17 protein-coding genes are annotated in these 16,788 nt (G+C 72.2%); 9 read left to right on the top strand and 8 right to left on the bottom strand.

Annotation, left to right across the window (positions count from 1 at the left end; translation table 11 throughout):
* Window positions 1-58: 58 nt before the first annotated feature.
* A complete protein-coding gene (locus tag ACWDEN_RS02705; RefSeq protein ID WP_351601558.1) occupies window positions 59-1,507 on the top strand; it encodes an alpha,alpha-trehalose-phosphate synthase (UDP-forming) in 1,449 nt (482 codons plus the stop codon).
* Here ACWDEN_RS02705 and otsB read toward each other — a convergent pair.
* The 3 genes from otsB to ACWDEN_RS02690 form a co-directional block, all read right to left on the bottom strand.
* Window positions 1,477-2,328, bottom strand: a complete 852-nt coding sequence (otsB, locus tag ACWDEN_RS02700; RefSeq protein ID WP_450856844.1) for a trehalose-phosphatase — start codon at window positions 2,326-2,328, stop codon at window positions 1,477-1,479. The genes ACWDEN_RS02705 and otsB overlap by 31 nt on opposite strands.
* 107 nt (window positions 2,329-2,435) lie before the next feature.
* Window positions 2,436-2,660, bottom strand: a complete 225-nt coding sequence (locus ACWDEN_RS02695; RefSeq protein ID WP_351601564.1) for a DUF3263 domain-containing protein — start codon at window positions 2,658-2,660, stop codon at window positions 2,436-2,438.
* Window positions 2,661-2,695: 35 nt separating this feature from the next.
* Entirely contained in the window at window positions 2,696-3,988 is a 1,293-nt protein-coding gene (locus ACWDEN_RS02690; RefSeq protein ID WP_450857017.1) for an extracellular solute-binding protein, read from the bottom strand.
* A gap of 112 nt (window positions 3,989-4,100) precedes the next feature.
* Between ACWDEN_RS02690 and ACWDEN_RS02685 the strand changes: the two genes are divergently transcribed.
* From ACWDEN_RS02685 to ACWDEN_RS02675, 3 genes are all read left to right on the top strand, one after another.
* Window positions 4,101-5,072 carry an ROK family protein gene (locus tag ACWDEN_RS02685; RefSeq protein ID WP_450857015.1) on the top strand — a complete coding sequence of 324 codons (972 nt, stop codon included), beginning with the start codon at window positions 4,101-4,103 and terminating at the stop codon, window positions 5,070-5,072.
* A complete protein-coding gene (gene nagA / locus ACWDEN_RS02680) occupies window positions 5,072-6,217 on the top strand; it encodes an N-acetylglucosamine-6-phosphate deacetylase (RefSeq protein WP_450856842.1) in 1,146 nt (381 codons plus the stop codon). Before ACWDEN_RS02685 ends, nagA begins: the two co-directional genes overlap by 1 nt.
* Before the next feature lie 134 nt (window positions 6,218-6,351).
* Window positions 6,352-7,281, top strand: coding sequence for a 1-phosphofructokinase family hexose kinase (locus ACWDEN_RS02675; RefSeq protein ID WP_450856840.1), 930 nt, complete (start codon window positions 6,352-6,354; stop codon window positions 7,279-7,281).
* Here ACWDEN_RS02675 and ACWDEN_RS02670 read toward each other — a convergent pair.
* Both ACWDEN_RS02670 and cdgB read right to left on the bottom strand, forming a co-directional pair.
* A complete protein-coding gene (locus tag ACWDEN_RS02670) occupies window positions 7,278-8,216 on the bottom strand; it encodes a carbohydrate-binding protein (protein WP_351601576.1) in 939 nt (312 codons plus the stop codon). The genes ACWDEN_RS02675 and ACWDEN_RS02670 overlap by 4 nt on opposite strands.
* Before the next feature lie 116 nt (window positions 8,217-8,332).
* Window positions 8,333-9,988, bottom strand: a complete 1,656-nt coding sequence (cdgB, locus tag ACWDEN_RS02665) for a diguanylate cyclase CdgB (RefSeq protein ID WP_351601579.1) — start codon at window positions 9,986-9,988, stop codon at window positions 8,333-8,335.
* Between the two features lie 340 nt (window positions 9,989-10,328).
* On the opposite strand from cdgB, the gene ACWDEN_RS02660 reads away from it, so the two are divergent.
* Both ACWDEN_RS02660 and ACWDEN_RS02655 read left to right on the top strand, forming a co-directional pair.
* Window positions 10,329-10,898, top strand: a complete 570-nt coding sequence (locus tag ACWDEN_RS02660; protein WP_450857013.1) for a flavin reductase family protein — start codon at window positions 10,329-10,331, stop codon at window positions 10,896-10,898.
* A 49-nt stretch (window positions 10,899-10,947) separates the two neighbouring features.
* Entirely contained in the window at window positions 10,948-11,409 is a 462-nt protein-coding gene (locus ACWDEN_RS02655) for a GNAT family N-acetyltransferase (RefSeq protein WP_450856837.1), read from the top strand.
* 15 nt (window positions 11,410-11,424) lie between these two features.
* Here the strand turns inward: ACWDEN_RS02655 and ACWDEN_RS02650 are convergent, their stop codons facing one another.
* Together ACWDEN_RS02650 and arfB are read right to left on the bottom strand one after the other, a co-directional pair.
* Window positions 11,425-12,285: a sigma-70 family RNA polymerase sigma factor gene (locus tag ACWDEN_RS02650; RefSeq protein WP_351601587.1), complete on the bottom strand. Its 861-nt coding sequence runs from the start codon at window positions 12,283-12,285 to the stop codon at window positions 11,425-11,427.
* Window positions 12,286-12,449: 164 nt separating this feature from the next.
* A complete protein-coding gene (arfB, locus tag ACWDEN_RS02645; protein WP_351601590.1) occupies window positions 12,450-12,887 on the bottom strand; it encodes an alternative ribosome rescue aminoacyl-tRNA hydrolase ArfB in 438 nt (145 codons plus the stop codon).
* A gap of 186 nt (window positions 12,888-13,073) precedes the next feature.
* Here arfB and ACWDEN_RS02640 point away from each other — a divergent pair, with 186 nt between their 5' ends.
* The gene (locus tag ACWDEN_RS02640) at window positions 13,074-13,649 is read left to right on the top strand and encodes a TerD family protein (protein WP_351601593.1); all 576 of its coding nucleotides are present in this window, start codon (window positions 13,074-13,076) and stop codon (window positions 13,647-13,649) included.
* A 136-nt stretch (window positions 13,650-13,785) separates the two neighbouring features.
* Window positions 13,786-14,745 carry a bifunctional GNAT family N-acetyltransferase/NUDIX hydrolase gene (locus ACWDEN_RS02635; RefSeq protein ID WP_351601596.1) on the top strand — a complete coding sequence of 320 codons (960 nt, stop codon included), beginning with the start codon at window positions 13,786-13,788 and terminating at the stop codon, window positions 14,743-14,745.
* 72 nt (window positions 14,746-14,817) lie between these two features.
* On the opposite strand, the gene ACWDEN_RS02630 is transcribed toward ACWDEN_RS02635, so the two are convergent.
* The gene (locus tag ACWDEN_RS02630; protein WP_450856834.1) at window positions 14,818-16,209 is read right to left on the bottom strand and encodes a M1 family metallopeptidase; all 1,392 of its coding nucleotides are present in this window, start codon (window positions 16,207-16,209) and stop codon (window positions 14,818-14,820) included.
* 77 nt (window positions 16,210-16,286) lie between these two features.
* On the opposite strand from ACWDEN_RS02630, the gene ACWDEN_RS02625 reads away from it, so the two are divergent.
* A complete protein-coding gene (locus tag ACWDEN_RS02625; RefSeq protein ID WP_351601602.1) occupies window positions 16,287-16,787 on the top strand; it encodes a hypothetical protein in 501 nt (166 codons plus the stop codon).
* Window position 16,788 lies beyond the last annotated feature (1 nt).

The following is a 16,788-nucleotide window of genomic DNA, read 5'->3' as shown; positions in this document are numbered from 1 at the left end:
GGCGTGCCGGACGTGGCCGTACGTTTGAGCGTTTCCGGGCCGGGCTAGGTTGAGGACCATGGCTTCCACGCACGGTGCTGCCGAGAGAGCTCAGGTGCTGGTCGCGTCCAACCGCGGCCCGGTTTCGTACACGGTGGACGACGAGGAGGGGGCCGGTTCGCTGCGCGCCAAGCGGGGCGGCGGCGGGCTGGTCTCGGGGCTGTCGGCCATCGGGCCGGACACGGACTCGCTGTGGGTGTGCGCGGCGCTCGGCGACGGGGACCGGGAGGCCGTACGGCGTGCGGGCGGCGGGCTGCTGCCGGGCGAGGACACCGCCGGGCAGCGGGTGCGGATGCTGGACATCGACGCGCAGGTGCACTCGGACGCCTACAACGGCATCGCCAACTCGGTGCTGTGGTTCGTGCACCACATGCTGTACCAGACCCCGCTGGAACCGGTCTTCGACGCGGAGTTCCGGCGGCAGTGGGCGTCGTACGAGGCCTACAACCGGGCCTTCGCCGAGGCACTGGCCGAGGCGGCGGGCGAGGGCGCGGCGGTGCTGGTGCAGGACTACCACCTGTGCCTGGTCCCCGGCATGCTCCGCGCACTCCGCCCCGACCTGCGGATCGGCCACTTCTCGCACACGCCGTGGGCGCCCCCGGAGTACTTCCGGCTGCTGCCCGACGACATCGCCGCCGAGTTGCTGAACGGCATCCTGGGCGCGGACCGGGCGGCATTCCTGACCAGGCGCTGGGCGGACGCGTTCACGGAGTGCTGTCACGCGGTACTGGGACCCGGGGCCCCGGCCGTGCGGGTCGGTGTGCACGGGCTCGGCGCGGACGCCGACTTCCTGCGCAAGCGGGCCCATGAACCCGATGTGGACGAGCGGATGGCGGCCCTGCGCGAGGAGATCGGCGAAGGCCGCGGCACCATCGTGCGCGTCGACCGCACCGAGCTGTCCAAGAACATCGTGCGCGGCCTGCTGGCGTACCGGCAGCTGCTGGACGACCACCCCGAGTGGCGTGAACGGGTGGTGCATCTCGCGTTCGCCTACCCGTCGCGGCAGGACCTCGCCGTGTACCGCGACTACACCGCCGAGGTCCAGCGGGTGGCGGAGCAGATCAACTCGGCCTACGGCACGCCCGGTTGGACGCCGGTCGTCCTGCATGTCAAGGACGACTTCGCCCGCTCCCTGGCCGCCTACCGGCTCGCCGACGTGGCGCTGGTCAACCCCATCCGGGACGGCATGAACCTGGTCGCCAAGGAGGTGCCGGTCGTCTCCGACGAGGGCTGTGCGCTGGTGCTGTCGCGGGAGGCGGGGGCGTACGAGGAGCTGGGCACCGACGCGCTCGTGGTGAACCCGTACGACATCGGGGGCACGGCCGACGCGTTGCACTCCGCGCTGACCATGCCGGCGGGCGAGCGGGCGGAGCGGTCGAAGCGGCTGGCGGCGGCCGCCACCGCGTTGCCGCCCGCTCAGTGGTTCCTTCAGCAGCTTCAGGCGCTGGAGGAGCTTCGGTCCAGCTGAGCTGCCAGGGTCCGCAGCAGGTGTACGACGCCGGCCGGGCCGTCCACCACCACGTCCGCGCGGTCGGCCAGCTCCGTGACCTCCGTGCTGCCGCTGCAGACCAGCAGGCCGGGGAGGCCCTCGGCGCGGAGTTCCTCGACGGCGGCGAAGGCGGGGAGGTCGCCGAGGTCGTCGCCGGCGTAGAGGACGCACTCGGCGCCGGTCCTGCGGACGTGGTCGGCGAGCGCCACGCCCTTGTCCATGCCCGGCGGGCGCAGTTCCAGGACCAGCCGGCCGGGTTCGACCACCAGGCCGTGGCGGGCGGCGAGGTCGGTGAGGGGGCCGCGCAGGGCCTCGAACGCGGCTTGCGGGTCGTCGGCGCGGCGGGTGTGCACCGCGACCGCCCGGCCCTTCTCCTCGACCCAGGTGCCGTGCCAGGCGCCGGCGCGGTCCAGCACGCCCGGCAGCTCGGCGCGGGCCGCGGCGACGCCGGGGTGCGGGGGCGGGGCGGTGACGGTGGCGGTGACCGCGTCCCAGCGTTCGGCGCCGTAGTGGCCGAGGACGGTCAGGTGCTCCAGGCCGGGGACGCCGGCGAAGCCGCCGTAGCGGACCGCGACGCCGGCGGGGCGGCCGGTGATCACAGCGATGGACGCCACCTTGGGGGCCAGTGCGGCGAGGGCCGGTACGGCCTCGGGGTGGGCGCGGGCCCGCTCGGGGTCGGCGACGATGGGTGCCAGCGTGCCGTCGAAGTCCAGACCGACAGTCGCGGCGCTCGGCTTGGCGAGGAGCGCGGCGAGTCCGTCCCGGCCGGGCCGAGTGGCTGGGGTCGGCAGAGGATGCATACAGCGACACTATCCAGGCTCGGCCGGACTCACTCCTGGGACTCCGTTCCCCACCCGCCCGTCTCGGCCGGCCGAACGGGCACCCACGCAGCTGGGCGGCCGCCGGTTCAGCGCTCCGTCCGCCGGGAGTCCCGCACCCTCCGCAAGCGGTTCACCGTCACCGGGTCCGCCGCCAGTGCCCGCTCGTCGTCCAGCAACGCGTTCAGGAGCTGGTAGTAGCGGACCGGGGACAGGCCCAGTTCCTCGCGTATCGCTCGTTCCTTGGCGCCGGGGCCGGGGAAGCCGCGGCGCTCCAGCGCGAGGATGGCCTGTTCGCGGGGGGCTAGTTCCATGCCGTCACCGTAGCGGTGGGGACTGACAGCGGCGCTCAGTTCTTCGCGCTGCTGTCGGCCGTCGTAGCCATCGCCTGGAGGCGGGTCAGGACGCCGGCGGGGTCGGCGCCGGGGGCGACGGCCTGGCCGATGTCCTGCTTCACGGCCGCGCTGACCGACGCCCAGGAGGTCTTGCCGACGGGGTACAGCTCGGAGGTGGGCAGCTCGTCGAGGAAGGGGTGCAGGGCCTTGTCGGGGGCGGAGTCCGACGCGCTCATGGCGTTGGACGCGGAGCCGGTGACCGGGAGGAGGCCGTACTCGCGGGAGAAGGCCAGGACGTTCTTCCGGGTGTATATGAAGTTGAGGAAGTCGCCGATCCGGTCGCGGTGCCCGTTCTGTCTGAAGGCCATCATCCAGTCGGCGACGCCCATGGAGGCCCTGGCCCTGCCGGTGCGCCCCGGCATCGGCACCATGCCGAACTTCACGCCCTTCTTCCCGGCCTGCTGGATCAGCGTGGGATGCCCGTTGAGCATGCCGACCTGACCGTCGGCGAAGGCGGCGAACGCGGTCGCCCGGTTGAGCTTGCCGGGCGGGACCGGGCCCGTCAGGCCCTTGTCGACCAGGTCGTCCTTGAGCCAGGTGAAGGTCTGGACGTTCTGCGCGGAGTCGATGGTGTAGGTGCCGATGTCGTCGGTGTAGCCGCTGCCGCCGTTGTTGCCGCTGCTGCCGCTGAGCAGCCACTGCATGGTCTCCGCCTGGGCCTCCTCGGGGCCGAGCGGCAGCGCGAAGGGGTACTTCACTCCCTTGTCCTTGAGCGCCTTGGCGTCGGCGGCGAGCTCGTCCCAGGTGGTGGGCGGGGTGATGCCGGCCTTGGCGAACAGGGTCTGGTTGTAGAAGAGCACGCGCGTGGAGGCGGCGAAGGGGATGCCGTACTGCGTGTGGTTCCACTGCCCGGCGTCGGAGAGCTGGGAGAGGAAGTCGGCCTGGGTCCGTATGGAGAGCAGGTCGGAGGCCGGGTAGAGCTTGCCGGCGGCCGCGTAGTCGGCGTAGGCGCCGATCTGGGCCAGGTCGGGGGCGTGGCCGGCGGCGACCATGTCCTTGACCTTGGCGTCGACGTCGTTCCACGAGTACACGCTGACGTCGATCTTCACACCGGGATGCTGGGACTCGTACTCCCTGACCAGGGTGTCCCAGTACTTCCGGGAGCTGTTGGCGGGAGAGTCGCCGTAGTCGGCGGCGACGAGTCTCAACGTGACGTCGGAGGAGCCCGTACTCCCGCAGCCGCCGAGGACCGCCGTCATGCCCAGTGCGGACACCACCGCGATCGTTCCTGCCGTACGCCGACGCAACCTCAACGCCCCAACCCTGCTGTCTGACCGTTCAACATATGGACACGTAAGGTCTACACCACGTGAGTGGACTAGACCTCTCGCGGGTGGGAGGGTCACACTAGGGCCCGTGGTGAGACATGTCATCGCCCTGGACGTGGGCGGTACCGGGATGAAGGCCGCCCTCGTCGGCGACGACGGCGGACTGCTCCACCGCGCCCGCCGCGCCACCGGACGCGAGCGCGGACCGGACGCGGTGGTCGAGACGATCCTCGGCTTCGCCGCCGAGCTGCGCGCGTACGGCCTGCAGCGCTACGGCGAGGCGGCCGCCGCCGTCGGTATCGCCGTGCCCGGCATCGTCGACGAGGAGCGGGGCATCGCCTCCTACGCGGCCAACCTCGGCTGGCGGGACGTACCGCTGCGCGCGCTGCTCGGCGAGCGCCTCGGCGTCCCCGTCGCCCTCGGCCACGACGTGCGCACCGGCGGCCTCGCCGAGGGCCGGATCGGCGCGGGCAGGGGCGCCGACCGGTTCCTGTTCGTGCCGCTCGGCACCGGAATCGCGGGCGCCATCGGCATCGACGGCCGGGTGGAGGCGGGCGCGCACGGCTTCGCCGGAGAGATCGGGCACGTGGTCGTACGCCCCGGCGGGACCCCCTGCCCCTGCGGGCAGCACGGCTGCCTGGAGCGGTACGCCTCCGCGTCCGCCGTCAGCGAGGCCTGGGCGGCGGCCTGCGGGGACCCGGACGCGGACGCCGCCGACTGCGCCAAGGCCGTCGCGTCCGGTGACCCGAACGCCGTCCGGGTCTGGCAGGAAGCGGTCGACGCGCTCGCCGACGGCCTGGTCACCGCGCTCACCCTGCTGGACCCACGCACCCTGATCATCGGTGGCGGTCTCGCCGAGGCGGGGGAAGTGTTGTTCCAGCCCCTGCGGGACGCCGTCCGGCAGCGGGTCACCTTCCAGAAACTGCCGGCCATCGTCCCCGCCGCCCTCGGCGACACCGCCGGCTGCCTGGGCGCGGGCCTGCTGGCCCGCGAGCTCCTCGACACCGCCGACGCCGATTCCGCCCCCACCGACCCCACCGACCCCTCGGAGGTAACCGCCTGATGGCTCCCAGCTTGGTTCTCACCGGTGCTCGGGTGGTGCTGCCCACCGGAGTCGTGGACGACGGGCGCGTGGTCGTCGAGGGTACGAAGATCGCGGCCGCCGCTCCCGGGAACGCCGAGGTGATCGACCTGACCGGCCACTGGCTGGTCCCCGGCTTCGTCGACATCCACAACCACGGCGGCGGCGGAGCCTCCTTCTCCGGCACCCCGGACCAGATCATGACGGCCCTCCGCACCCACCGCGCGCACGGCACCACGACCCTGGTGGCCTCCACCGTCACCGACGAGATGGACCTGCTGGTCCGCCAGGCCGGGCTGCTGAGCGAGCTGGCCGAGCAGGGCGAGATCGCGGGCATCCACTTCGAGGGACCGTTCATCTCGCCGTGCCGCAAGGGCGCGCACTCCGAGGCCCTGCTGCGCGACCCTGACCCGGCCGAGGTCCGCAAGCTGATCGACGCGGCGCGCGGCAGGGCGAAGATGGTCACCCTCGCGACCGAACTGCCGGGCGGCATCGAGTCGGTACGCCTCCTCGCCGAGCACGGCGTGATCGCGGCGATCGGGCACACGGACGCGACGTACGAGCAGACGGTGGAGGCCATCGACGCGGGCGCCACGGTCGCCACGCACCTCTTCAACGCCATGCCGGCCCTCGGCCACCGCTCCCCCGGCCCGATCGCGGCCCTGCTGGAGGACGAGCGGGTCACGGTCGAGCTGATCAACGACGGCACCCACCTCCACCCGGCCGCGCTGGAGCTGGCCTTCCGCCACGCGGGGGCGGACCGGGTCGCGTTCATCACCGACGCGATGGACGCGGCCGGCATCGGCGACGGCCGTTACATGCTGGGCCCCCTGGAGGTCGAGGTCAGCGAGGGGGTGGCCCGGCTGGTGGAGGGCGGCTCGATCGCGGGCTCGACGCTCACGCTGGACCGGGCGTTCAAGCGGGCGGTGACCGTCGACAGGCTGTCGGTCGAGGACGCGGTGACGGCCCTGTCCGCCAACCCGGCTCGCCTCCTCGGCCTGTCCGACCGCATCGGCTCGCTGGAGCCGGGCAAGGACGCCGACCTGCTGGTGCTGGACGCGGACTTCGGCCTCAAGGGCGTGATGCGACGGGGCGAGTGGGTGGTGATCCCGCCCCAACTGGCCTGATCTGCCCGTCTTTTCCCTGGACGGCGGCCGACTCGTGACTGGGCGGACCGCCGTCTCTTTGGCATGATCGTGCCCCCGGAAACCGATGTCGGGCGCGATGACGTGCCACAGGACTTCGAGGGAGGTCGGCCCGGGTGATCCTCACGGTCACGCTGAACACCGCTCTCGACCTGACCTACCGGGTACGGTCGCTGCGCCCGCACGCCTCGCACCGGGTCTCGGAGGTCATCGAGCGTCCCGGCGGCAAGGGCGTGAACGTGGCCCGGGTGCTGGCCGGGCTCGGGCACGAGGTGACGGTCACGGGGTTCGCGGGCGGTGGCACGGGCCGGGGGATACGCGAACGGCTCGCCGACGTCCCCGGTCTGACGGACGCGCTGGTGCCCGTCGCGGGGGCGACCCGGCGCACGATCGCGGTCGTGGACGAACTGTCGGGCGACACCACCCAGTTGAACGAACCGGGCCCGCTGATCGCCCCGGCGGAGTGGGGCGCGTTCCTGGACCGCTACGAGGAACTGCTCGCGGGCGCCTCGGCGGTGGCCCTGTGCGGCAGCCTGCCCCCGGGCGTGCCGGTGGGGGCGTACGCGAACCTCGTCCGGGCCGCCCGCGCCGCCGGGGTCCCCGTCCTGCTGGACACGAGCGGCGAACCCCTGCGCCGCGCGGTCGCCGCCCGCCCCGACCTCATCAAGCCCAACGCCGACGAACTGGCCGAACTGACGGGCTCCCACGAACCGTTGCGCGCCACCCAGGACGCCCGCCGCCGCGGCGCCCACGCGGTGGTCGCCTCCCTCGGCCCGGAGGGCCTGCTGGCCGTCACCCCCGAGGGCCGCTGGCGCGCCGCCCCACCGGCCCGCGTACTCGGCAACCCGACCGGCGCGGGCGACTCGGCGGTGGCGGGCCTGCTGTCGGGGCTCGTGGAGGGCCTGACGTGGCCGGACCGGCTGACCCGGGCGGTCGCCTTGTCGGCGGCGACCGTACGGGCCCCGGCCGCCGGCGAGTTCGACCCCGCCGTGTACGAGGAGCTGCGGGGGCGGGTGGCGGTGACCGGGGTGGTCAGCGCGGCCTAGCTGTCCTTCTTGACCTGACCCTGCTTCAGCTTGACGTTGCTGATCAGGGCGTTGCACTGGTCTCCGGAACCGCAGGAGATGGAGATGGTGTTGGAGCCCTGCTTCAGGGTCGGCCACACATAGGTCCTGGTCCAGCCGTTGGCGAAGTCGCCGTCCTTGGCGTGCCGGTAGTTCTGCAGGTTCAGCTTGCTGCCGAACGGGGTGCCGTTGACGCTGACCGTCATCGACTGGTCGGGGCCGGCCACGCTGTAGTACACGAACACGGTGTACGTGCCGTCCGCCGGGGCGTTGACGTTCCAGGTGAGCGAGGCGCCGGGCGTGTTCAGTCCCGTCATGTAGCTGCCGTCGGAGGAGCTCGCGCCCTTGACGTCAGTAGCCTTCGCCGCACCGCCGGCCGGCGTGAGCGCCGAGGCGTCGGACTGCATCGAGGCACTGGCCGCCGAGTTGCTCGCAGACGGGCTCGGTCCCTGGCTCTGGGACTGGGTCGGCGTCGTGCCCGCCTGGTTGCCCGTGTTCTTGTCGTCGTTGCCGCCGAGCATCGAGACGCCGATGCCTATGACGACCGCGGCGACCACCGCGATCGCGCCGATCAGCAGGCCCTTGGTGTTCGGGCCGCGGCGGCCGGGGGCGGGCACGGGCGACTGCCGGCTGGTCGGGGCGCCGCCGGGGAGGGTCTCCGGGGCCTGGTAGTGGGCGTTCGGCTGACCGTAGGCGCCCTGCTGCTGCGGGCCGCCGTACTGCGGCTGCTGCTGGCCGTACTGCGGCTGCTGCTGGCCGTACTGGCGCTCGCCGACCGTACGCACCCTGCTGACCGAACCCGGGTAGCCGTAACCGCCGGACGGCGGCTGGGCGCCTCTGGCCTGGCCGTCGGCGTACAGATAGCCGAACGGGTCGTCGTCCTCGGGCGTGCTCGGGCCGTTTTCGCCGGGCGTCATCCCTAGGTCTCCTCAGCGGGTGCGGTGGATGCGGTACAGGTCTGGAAAGGCGAGCCTACCCGCTCTGGCTGGCCCAAACGGGTGACTCGGACCGCACCAACTCGCTGACCTGGGGTTCACCCGGCGCGCCGGTGCTGTTTGGGACGAGATCGTTTCTCTACGTACATACGCTCGTCGGCTGACTTCAACACTTCGTCCGCGGTCATGCCGCAGTGTGCCCATCCGATACCGAAGCTCGCGCCCACCCGGACGGCCCGGCCCTCGGCCCGGATCGGCTGGATGATCTCGTTGCGCAGCCGTACGGCGAGGTCCTGGGCGTCGGCCCGGCCGAGGCCGTCGGCGAGGATCACGAACTCGTCGCCGCCGAGCCGGGCGACCGTGTCGCCGTCCCGTACGCCCCTGGTGAGCCTGCGGGCGACCTCGATCAGTACCGCGTCGCCCGCGTTGTGCCCGAAGCGGTCGTTGATCGACTTGAAGCCGTCCAGGTCGCAGAAGAGCACCGCGAGCCCCTTGGTGCCGTCGTCGCGGCCGTCCTCGGGGGCGACCGTGTGGACGTGGTGGTCGAAGGCGTCGTACGCCTCCGTCCCCGGCCGGTAGTCGAAGCCGTGGGCCGCGGGGCCGTCGAAGGCGGGGTGGCCGTAGGCCGCGTCCAGGGACTCCAGCTCGCCGCTGTGGGCCGGGCGCCGGCACAGCCGGGCGGACAGGCGGGAGCGCAGCTCGGCGGAGTTGGGCAGGCCGGTGAGCGAGTCGTGGGAGGCGCGGTGGGCGAGCTGCAGCTCGCGGCGCTTGCGTTCCTCTATGTCCTCGACGTGGGTGAGGAGGAAGCGGGGGCCGTCGGCGGCGTCCGCGACGACGCTGTTGCGCAGGCTCACCCAGACGTACGTGCCGTCGCGGCGGCCCAGGCGGAGCTCGGCGCGGCCGCCCTCCGCCGAGGTCCGCAGCAGGGTGCCGATGTCCTCGGGGTGGACGAGGTCGGAGAAGGAGTAGCGGCGCATCGCCGAGGCCGGGCGGCCGAGGAGACGGCACAGGGCGTCGTTGGTGCGCAGGATGCGGCCGTGCTGGTCGCCGCCCATCTCGGCGATGGCCATGCCGGAGGGGGCGTACTCGAAGGCCTGCCTGAAGCTTTCCTCACTCGCCCGCAGCGCCTGCTGCTCGCGCTCCAGGCGGACCAGGGCGCGCTGCATGTTGGCGCGCAGCCGGGCGTTGCTGATCGCGATGGCGGCCTGGAAGGCGTACATCTGCAGGGCCTCGCGGCCCCAGGCGCCGGGGTGGCGGCCGTTGCGCGGCCGGTCGACGGAGATGACCCCGAGCAGCTCACCGCAGGAGCCGCCCGAGACGCCCGGCGTGTACATGGGGGCGAAGAGGCGGTCGGAGGGGTGCCACTCGTCCTCGAAGCGCGGCGCGGGCCCGTCCGTGAACCACTGGGGTACGTCGTCGTCGTCGAGCACCCAGCCCTCGGTGTGCGGTATGAAGATCAGGTCGCCCCAGCGCTCACCCATGTTCAGCCGCCGGTCCCAGGACTCGCGGGAGCCGACCCGGCCGGTGATCAGGGCCTCGGCGGCGGAGTTCCCGGCGAACGCGGCGACGACGAGATCGCCGTCGGGGCGTACGAGGTTCACGCACGCCATCTCGTATCCGAGGGCTTGTACGGCGCCGTCGGCGACGGTCTGCAGTGTGTCCGCCAGGCTGCGTGCCGTGTTCATGTCGGCCATGACCTGGTGCAGCTGCCGCAGGGACGCAAGGCGGACATACGGCTCCGACTCGGTCTCCATGCTCGCCCTCCCCCCGAGACCTCGCAGCGAATCAAGGGTTGTCTTCGGCGCTTCCTAAGGGTGCCTCTTACGGTGCGTTCCAGCTTCCCCGCCACTGAATCACAGCGCGCTGCCCACTCGGTACACAGGGTCAACAATTCCCGCCCCTTGTGACTCAAGTCACAGGCGAACGTGAACAATTGAGAGGAGTTTCCGCGATTTCCGCGTGCGTTTACTGAACGCAAACTTCTGGGGTCTGTTCACATTGATGCACACATCGGTCCTCCGTTGGTCCTAGGACCAGGCTCGGGCGAAGGCCCGATGCGGCCCGCGCGGGGCGGAGACTAGCGTTTCCGGCGTGCTGAAGACCGCCTCACCCATCGCCACCGCCACTTCCGGGCATGCTGAGGGGGTGAGCAACGACGAGTTCCGGGCCGCGATGTCCCGGCTGGCCGCGGGAGTGGTCCTGGTGACCGCGCAGGAGCCGCCGCTGGACCCGGACGACCCGGACGCGCCGGGCATGGAGGACGTCGGCATGACCGCCACCGCCTTCATGTCCGTCTCCCTCGACCCGCCGCTGGTCCTGGTGAGCCTGCGCACGGGCGCCCGCATGGACGACCTGCTCGACGAACAACCCCTGTGGGCGGTGTCGGTCCTCACCGAGAGCCAGCGGCACATCGCGGGCCGCTTCGCCATGAAGGGCCGCATCAGCGACCGTCTGCTCTTCGAGGACATCCCCTACGCCCGCGGCGAGGCCACCGGCGCCCCGCTGGTGGGGGGCGCGCTGGCCACGCTGGAGTGCCGCACCGAGCAGCGGGTGACGGCCGGCGACCACACCCTCGTCATCGGCCGCGTGCTGACCGCGAGCGTCCCGAGCGCGGAGGGCGGGCCGCTGATGTACTTCCGGGGCCGGTACCGGCAGTTGGGGTGACCCCGATATTCCGTGGCCCCGGCAAGATCCGCCTTCCTACGCTGCGCGGATGACCCCTCGTCTGGAAGAAGTCACCCCCGCGAACCTCGACGCCGCGATCGGCCTCCGGATCCGCCCCGACCAGGAGCACGCGGTCGCGCCCGTCGTGAAGTCCCTCGCCGAGGCGTACGTCCACCCCACCGGTGTCGCCTGGCCCCGGCTGATCGTGGACGACGACCGCCCGGTCGGCTTTCTGATGGCCTTCCTCGGCATCGACTGGCACGGCGACGGCAGCGTGCACCGCTCCGGGCTGTGGCGGCTGAACATCGCCGCCGAGGAACAGGGCCGCGGCTACGGCCGCTTCGCCGTCGACTCCGTCGCCGCCGAGATCCGCCGCCGCGGCGGCAAGGAGCTGTACGTCACCTGGCACCCGGGCCCGGACGGCCCCGAGGACTTCTACCTCCGCCTGGGCTTCCGCAAGAACGGCGAGACGAGCGGGGGCCAGACGGTGGGGGTGCTGGACCTCCGGTGACGGCCGCCGGCCCGGCTACGCCGGCTCGATGGTCAGCTCGGCCAGGTCCTCCGGGTTGGTCACGACGTCGATGGCCGTGATGCGGTCGGCCACGAAGGTGAACGCCAGGACCCGCTCGAGGCGATCCCCGGCGTACACGACCAGCCCCGTCGCCCCGTCCACCAGCGCGGGACGCGCCACGCGGGCCAGATGGGCGAAGCTCTTCGCGCCGGAGGCGACCCGCACCGCGCCGGCGGTCACACCCGACTCGCCGCGCGCCACCACGTCCGGGTCGAGCACCTCCAGCAAGCCGTCGAAGTCCCCCTCCCGCGCGGCCGCCAGGAACGCGTCGACCACCTCCCGCTGCCGCACCAGGTCGGCCTCCGGCGCGTCCGCGCCCCGCACCCGGCGCCGCGCCCGGCTGGCCAGCTGCCGTGCCGCGGCCGGGCTGCGCCCGAGGATCCCGCCGACCTCCTCGAACGGCACCCCGAACAGATCGTGCAGCACGAACGCCAGCCGTTCGGCCGGCGAGAGCGTGTCGAGGACGACGAGCAGGGCCACCCCGACCGAGTCCGCGAGCACCGCGTCCTGTGCCGGGTCCGGCTCGGCGGAGGCCCCGGGCAGCCAGGTGTCCAGGGGCTCCTCGCCCCGGGAGCGGCGGGAGCGGAGCATGTCGAGGCAGACCCGGCCGACGACGGTCGTCAGCCAGCCCCCGAGGTTGCCCACCTCACGCGTGTCGGACCGGCTCAGCCGGAACCACGCCTCCTGCACCGCGTCCTCGGCCTCCGCGACCGAGCCCAGCATCCGGTAGGCCACGGCCCGCAGATGCCCCCGGTACGCCTCGAACCGCTCGGCGAGAAACTCGTCGTCGCGGTGCTGCCGCTCGTCGTCGCTCATCGGGATGCCCGGCCTCTCCGTCGCCCTGGTGGTCCCCCACCTCACTGACTCACTGACTCACTGACGAACGGCGGGCGGCGAATGTGACGGCTCACCGGCGCGACGGCGGGCCGTGCGGGTGACGGACCGTGCGGGTGGCGGGCGCCGCCCCGTGCCCGCCGGGCTCAGGCCCAGTCCCGGCCCGTGCGGCCCCGCTTCGTCTCCGAGCGCTGCTTCTTCTCCCGCAGCCGGCGTTCGTTGATGCCGCGCGGGATCCGGGTCGGTCTGCGCGGCTTGGGCGGGGGCGCGCTGGCCTCCGCGAGCAGGGCGGCGAGCCGTACGGCGGCGGTCTCGCGGTTGCGCCACTGGGAGCGGTGCTCGGAGGCCCGTACGGTCACCACGCCGTCGACGAGCCGGCCCGCGAGCCGCTGCAGCGCCCGCTCCTTCCAGACCGCGGGCAGCGCCTCGGTGCGGGCCAGGTCGAAGCGCAGCTCCACCTGTGAGTCGCTGGTGTTGACATGCTGCCCGCCGGGCCCGGACGACCTGGAGAAACGCCACATCAGCTCGGCCTCGGGAAGGGAGACGGAGCCACGGATGACGTAGGGACCGGACATGGGGTCCATGTTCCCGGTCCCGCCCGGTCCACGTCACCTGGATTTCCGGGCCCGGACCTCACGCCCGGTGAAAAAGGTGCTCGGTAAAAAAGGTAAAGGGATCCGGAACCACCGGGACCCCCCTCGACGTTCTTCCCGGTGACGGTAGCTTCAACGGCACTGCACCACACATATCCAGAGGAAAGGACTCCCAACATGGCTGTAAGCCTGTCCAAGGGTGGCAACGTCTCGCTCACCAAGGAGGCTCCGGGCCTGACCGCCGTCACCGTGGGCCTCGGCTGGGACGTCCGCACCACCACCGGCACGGACTTCGACCTGGACGCCTCCGCCATCGCGGTCAACACCCAGGGCAAGGTCTTCTCGGACGCGCACTTCGTCTTCTTCAACAACAAGCAGACCCCGGACAACACCATCGTCCACACCGGTGACAACCGCACCGGCGAGGGCGAGGGCGACGACGAGGCGATCAACGTCAACCTGGCCGCGCTCCCGGCCGACATCGACAAGGTCGTCTTCCCGGTCTCCATCTACGACGCCGAGAACCGCGGCCAGAACTTCGGCCAGGTCCGCAACGCCTACATCCGCATCGTCAACCAGGCCGGCGGCGCCGAGATCGCCCGCTACGACCTCTCCGAGGACGCCGCCACCGAGACGGCCATGGTCTTCGGCGAGCTGTACCGCAACGGCGCGGAGTGGAAGTTCCGCGCGGTGGGCCAGGGTTACGCCTCGGGCCTGGTCGGCATCGCCCAGGACTTCGGCGTGAACGTCTGACGGAGGCGAACGTCCGGCGGACGCGCGTCCCCCGCGGGAAGCCCCGTGCCCGGCCGTACGCGGCCCGGGGCTTCCACGCTCCCCGGCGACACAAATCCGGAGGTGTGCAACGGCTCCTCGGGGATAGCTTGCCTGCGTGATTCTCGAAGCCCTCTCCCCCGGCCCGGACATCCCGGCCCCGTTGCTGAGCGAACTCACCGCGCTCTACGCGTCCAACCGCGAGTTCCACCGGCTCAGCGGTGACTTCCCCGATCCGGACGACATACGTCCCGAGCAGGTCGCGGCCGCGCTGGCCGAGGACCTGGCCGTGCCGGGCGCCGACGTGCTGCTCGCCCGCACGGAGGAGGGGCGCCTCGTCGGACTCGCGGGCACGCTCGCCCACCATCCGCAACCCGTCGACCCGGACCCGTGGATCGGGCTGCTGATGGTGCACGCGGACGAGCACGGCAAGGGCTACGGCCGCGCCCTCGCGGAACTCGTCGAGGCCCGTTTCCGCGCCCAGGGCCGCCGCAGCGCCGTACGGCTCGCCGTCCTCGCCAACAACCCCAAGGCGCTGGCCTTCTGGACCGCCCTCGGCTATGAGGTGATCGACCACCGCCCCGACCGGGCGCTCGGCCGCCCCTGCGCCGTGCTGCGCAAGGTGCTGGGCGAGCAGTCGCGCACACCGAGGAAGGCGGCCCGGATCGCCGTGGTGGCGCCGGACGGCGCGGTGCTTCTGTTCCGGTACGACAACGTCGAGGTCGGCGTCCACTGGGCGCTGCCCGGCGGCGGCCTGGAGCCCGGCGAGTCCCCGCGCGAGGGGGCCCTGCGGGAGCTGGCCGAGGAGACCGGCTGGACCGACCTGGAGCCGGGCCCGCTGATGTGCACGTGGGAACACGACTTCACCCACACGGGAACCCCCGTCCGCCAGCACGAGCACGTCTACGTCACCCGCGGCCCGCGCCGGGACCCGGTCGGCGGCCCCCGGCTCGCCGCCGCGCACACCGCCGACGGCATCCTCACCTGGCGCTGGTGGACCCGCCGGGAACTGGCCGAGGCACCCGAGCCGGTGTGGCCGCCGGGGCTCGCGGGACTGCTGGACGCGTGGGAGGACTGAGCCGGCGGAGAAGTGGACGACACCGGCCGGCACGGGACTCGGCGCGCCGTCTCCCGACCGCGGTTTCGCCGGTCAGGGATGGGCCGGTTTGCCGTCCCCGTACAGCCAGTCCCTCCAGATCTCGGTGAAGTCCTTGTGCGGGGCCTTCATCTCCACGTACGCGGTGAAGTCGGCGGTGCTCACGTTGCCGCCGCGGTGAGCGGCGGCCCAGCCCTGGATGATGTCGTAGAACGCGTCGTCGCCGACCTTCTGCCGGATCTTCTGCAGGACCATCGCGCCGCGCTCGTAGACGGGGCTGTCGGATATGTGGGCGGCGCTCGACGGTTTCGCGGGCGGGTAGGCCCAGATGGACTTGTCGTCGCTGTTGTACTGGTCCATGAACGTCTGCTGGACGCTCTCGCCGCCGTGGTCCTCCCGCCACAGCCACTCCGCGTAGGTGGCGAAGCCCTCGTTGAGCCACATGTCCTGCCAGGACTTCGGGGTGACCGAGTCGCCGTACCACTGGTGGGCGAGTTCGTGCACGAGAGTGCCGGTGTCCGGGGCGCCGGGGACGACGGGCCGGTTCTGGGTCTCCAGGGCATAGCCGGCGTCATCGGGGCGGTCGACGATCGCGCCGGTGGAGGAGAAGGGGTACGGCCCGAAGTTGATCTCCTCCCATCTGATGATGTCGGGGAGCTGCGCGAGCACCTTCTCGCTCGCCTTCGCCTGGGTGGGGTCGACGGCGGTGAGGATCGGCAGCCCGTGCGGCCCGGTGGTGCGGGTGAGGTCGAAGTGCCCGACGGCGACCGTGGCGAGGTAGGTCGCCATGGGCTGCGCGGTGTGCCAGTGCCAGGTCGTACGGCCGCCCTTGGTGGACTGGTCCGCCAACTCGCCGTTGGAGACCGCCTGCAGGCCCTCGGGGACGGTGACGGTGATGTCGTAGGTCGCCTTGTCCGAGGGGTGGTTGTTGCCCGGGAACCAGGCCATGGAGCCGACGGGTTCGCCGAGGCCGAGGGCGCCGTCGGCGGTGGGCAGCCAGCCCTCCTTCGAGCCGTCGGGGTCGGTGAGGGTCTGCGGGGTGCCCGCGTAGCGGACGGTGGTGCGGAAGGTCTCGCCCCTGCTCAGATCGTCGTGCGGGCGGACGGTGAGTTCCTGGCCGGCCCGGTTGAAGCGGGCCTGTGTGCCCTCGACGGTGACCGAGTCGACCTGCAGCCCGGCGAGGTCGAGGTCGAAGGCGGACAGGTCCTGGGTGGCGCGGGCGGTGATGACCGCCGTGCCGGTGAGACGGCGGGTGGCGGGGGTGTAGTCCAGGGTGAGGTCGTAGTGCCCGACGTCGTAGCCGCCGTTGCCGGCCTTCGGGAAGTAGGGGTCGCGTACGCCGGAGCCGCCGGGGGTGCCGCGCACACCGCCGTCGCATGCGGTGCCGGTCAGAGCAAGGGTGAGCAGGACCGCGACGGCCGGCACAAGGCGTACGGATCTGGACATGTCAGTGATCTTAAGTGCCGGGGTCCGAGTGGTCCGAGTGTCCGGTGGTCCTGCCGGGGCGTGACACCATCTCTCCCGTGCTCGACATCGGCTACGCCCTCTCCAACCGGTTCCCGGACCCCCCGCAGACCGACTACCGCCGCGCGGACGTCCACGCGCTGCGGCACGACCTGTTCTGCGGTGACGTGTATCTCGCGGACACCAAGACGGACCGGGAGCTGTCCACAGCCTGGGGATGGGTGCCGGTGCTGGACTTCGCGTGGGCGCTGTGCGACATCGTGGAGCGGCTGGACCGGGACCCGATGGGCTCCCGCGCCGCCCGGCCGCAGCGCGCGGAGCTGGACTTCACCGAGTCCACCGACCGGATGCTGTTCGAGCGCCGCTTCGGCTGGGTCGACATCACCGCCGACTGGGTGCCGGCCGAGGAGTCCCCGCTGTCCTTCTCCCACGCCGAACTGCGCCGCGAGGCCCGCGACTTCCTGCACGACCTGATCGCCGACCTGACCGACCTCCACGAGGACCTGTCGGAGAACCCGGCCGTCTGGACTCTGCAGGCCCGCTTTCCACGCGTGCCGTAGG

It is taken from the genome of Streptomyces sp. NPDC001153, assembly GCF_053598315.1.
Note: the sequence above shows the minus strand (reverse complement) of the source record. Positions and strands in the feature narration are given on the sequence as shown.

Bases quoted from the DNA above. Each gene is read 5' to 3' on its own strand.
- ACWDEN_RS02705 (WP_351601558.1), top strand. From the start codon at position 59: ATGGCTTCCACGCACGGTGCTGCCGAGAGAGCTCAGGTGCTGGTCGCG.
- otsB (WP_450856844.1), bottom strand. From the start codon at position 2,328: ATGCATCCTCTGCCGACCCCAGCCACTCGGCCCGGCCGGGACGGACTC.
- ACWDEN_RS02695 (WP_351601564.1), bottom strand. From the start codon at position 2,660: ATGGAACTAGCCCCCCGCGAACAGGCCATCCTCGCGCTGGAGCGCCGC.
- nagA (WP_450856842.1), top strand. From the start codon at position 5,072: ATGGCTCCCAGCTTGGTTCTCACCGGTGCTCGGGTGGTGCTGCCCACC.
- ACWDEN_RS02670 (WP_351601576.1), bottom strand. From the start codon at position 8,216: ATGACGCCCGGCGAAAACGGCCCGAGCACGCCCGAGGACGACGACCCG.
- cdgB (WP_351601579.1), bottom strand. From the start codon at position 9,988: ATGGAGACCGAGTCGGAGCCGTATGTCCGCCTTGCGTCCCTGCGGCAG.
- ACWDEN_RS02655 (WP_450856837.1), top strand. From the start codon at position 10,948: ATGACCCCTCGTCTGGAAGAAGTCACCCCCGCGAACCTCGACGCCGCG.
- ACWDEN_RS02650 (WP_351601587.1), bottom strand. From the start codon at position 12,285: ATGAGCGACGACGAGCGGCAGCACCGCGACGACGAGTTTCTCGCCGAG.
- arfB (WP_351601590.1), bottom strand. From the start codon at position 12,887: ATGGACCCCATGTCCGGTCCCTACGTCATCCGTGGCTCCGTCTCCCTT.
- ACWDEN_RS02640 (WP_351601593.1), top strand. From the start codon at position 13,074: ATGGCTGTAAGCCTGTCCAAGGGTGGCAACGTCTCGCTCACCAAGGAG.
- ACWDEN_RS02630 (WP_450856834.1), bottom strand. From the start codon at position 16,209: ATGTCCAGATCCGTACGCCTTGTGCCGGCCGTCGCGGTCCTGCTCACC.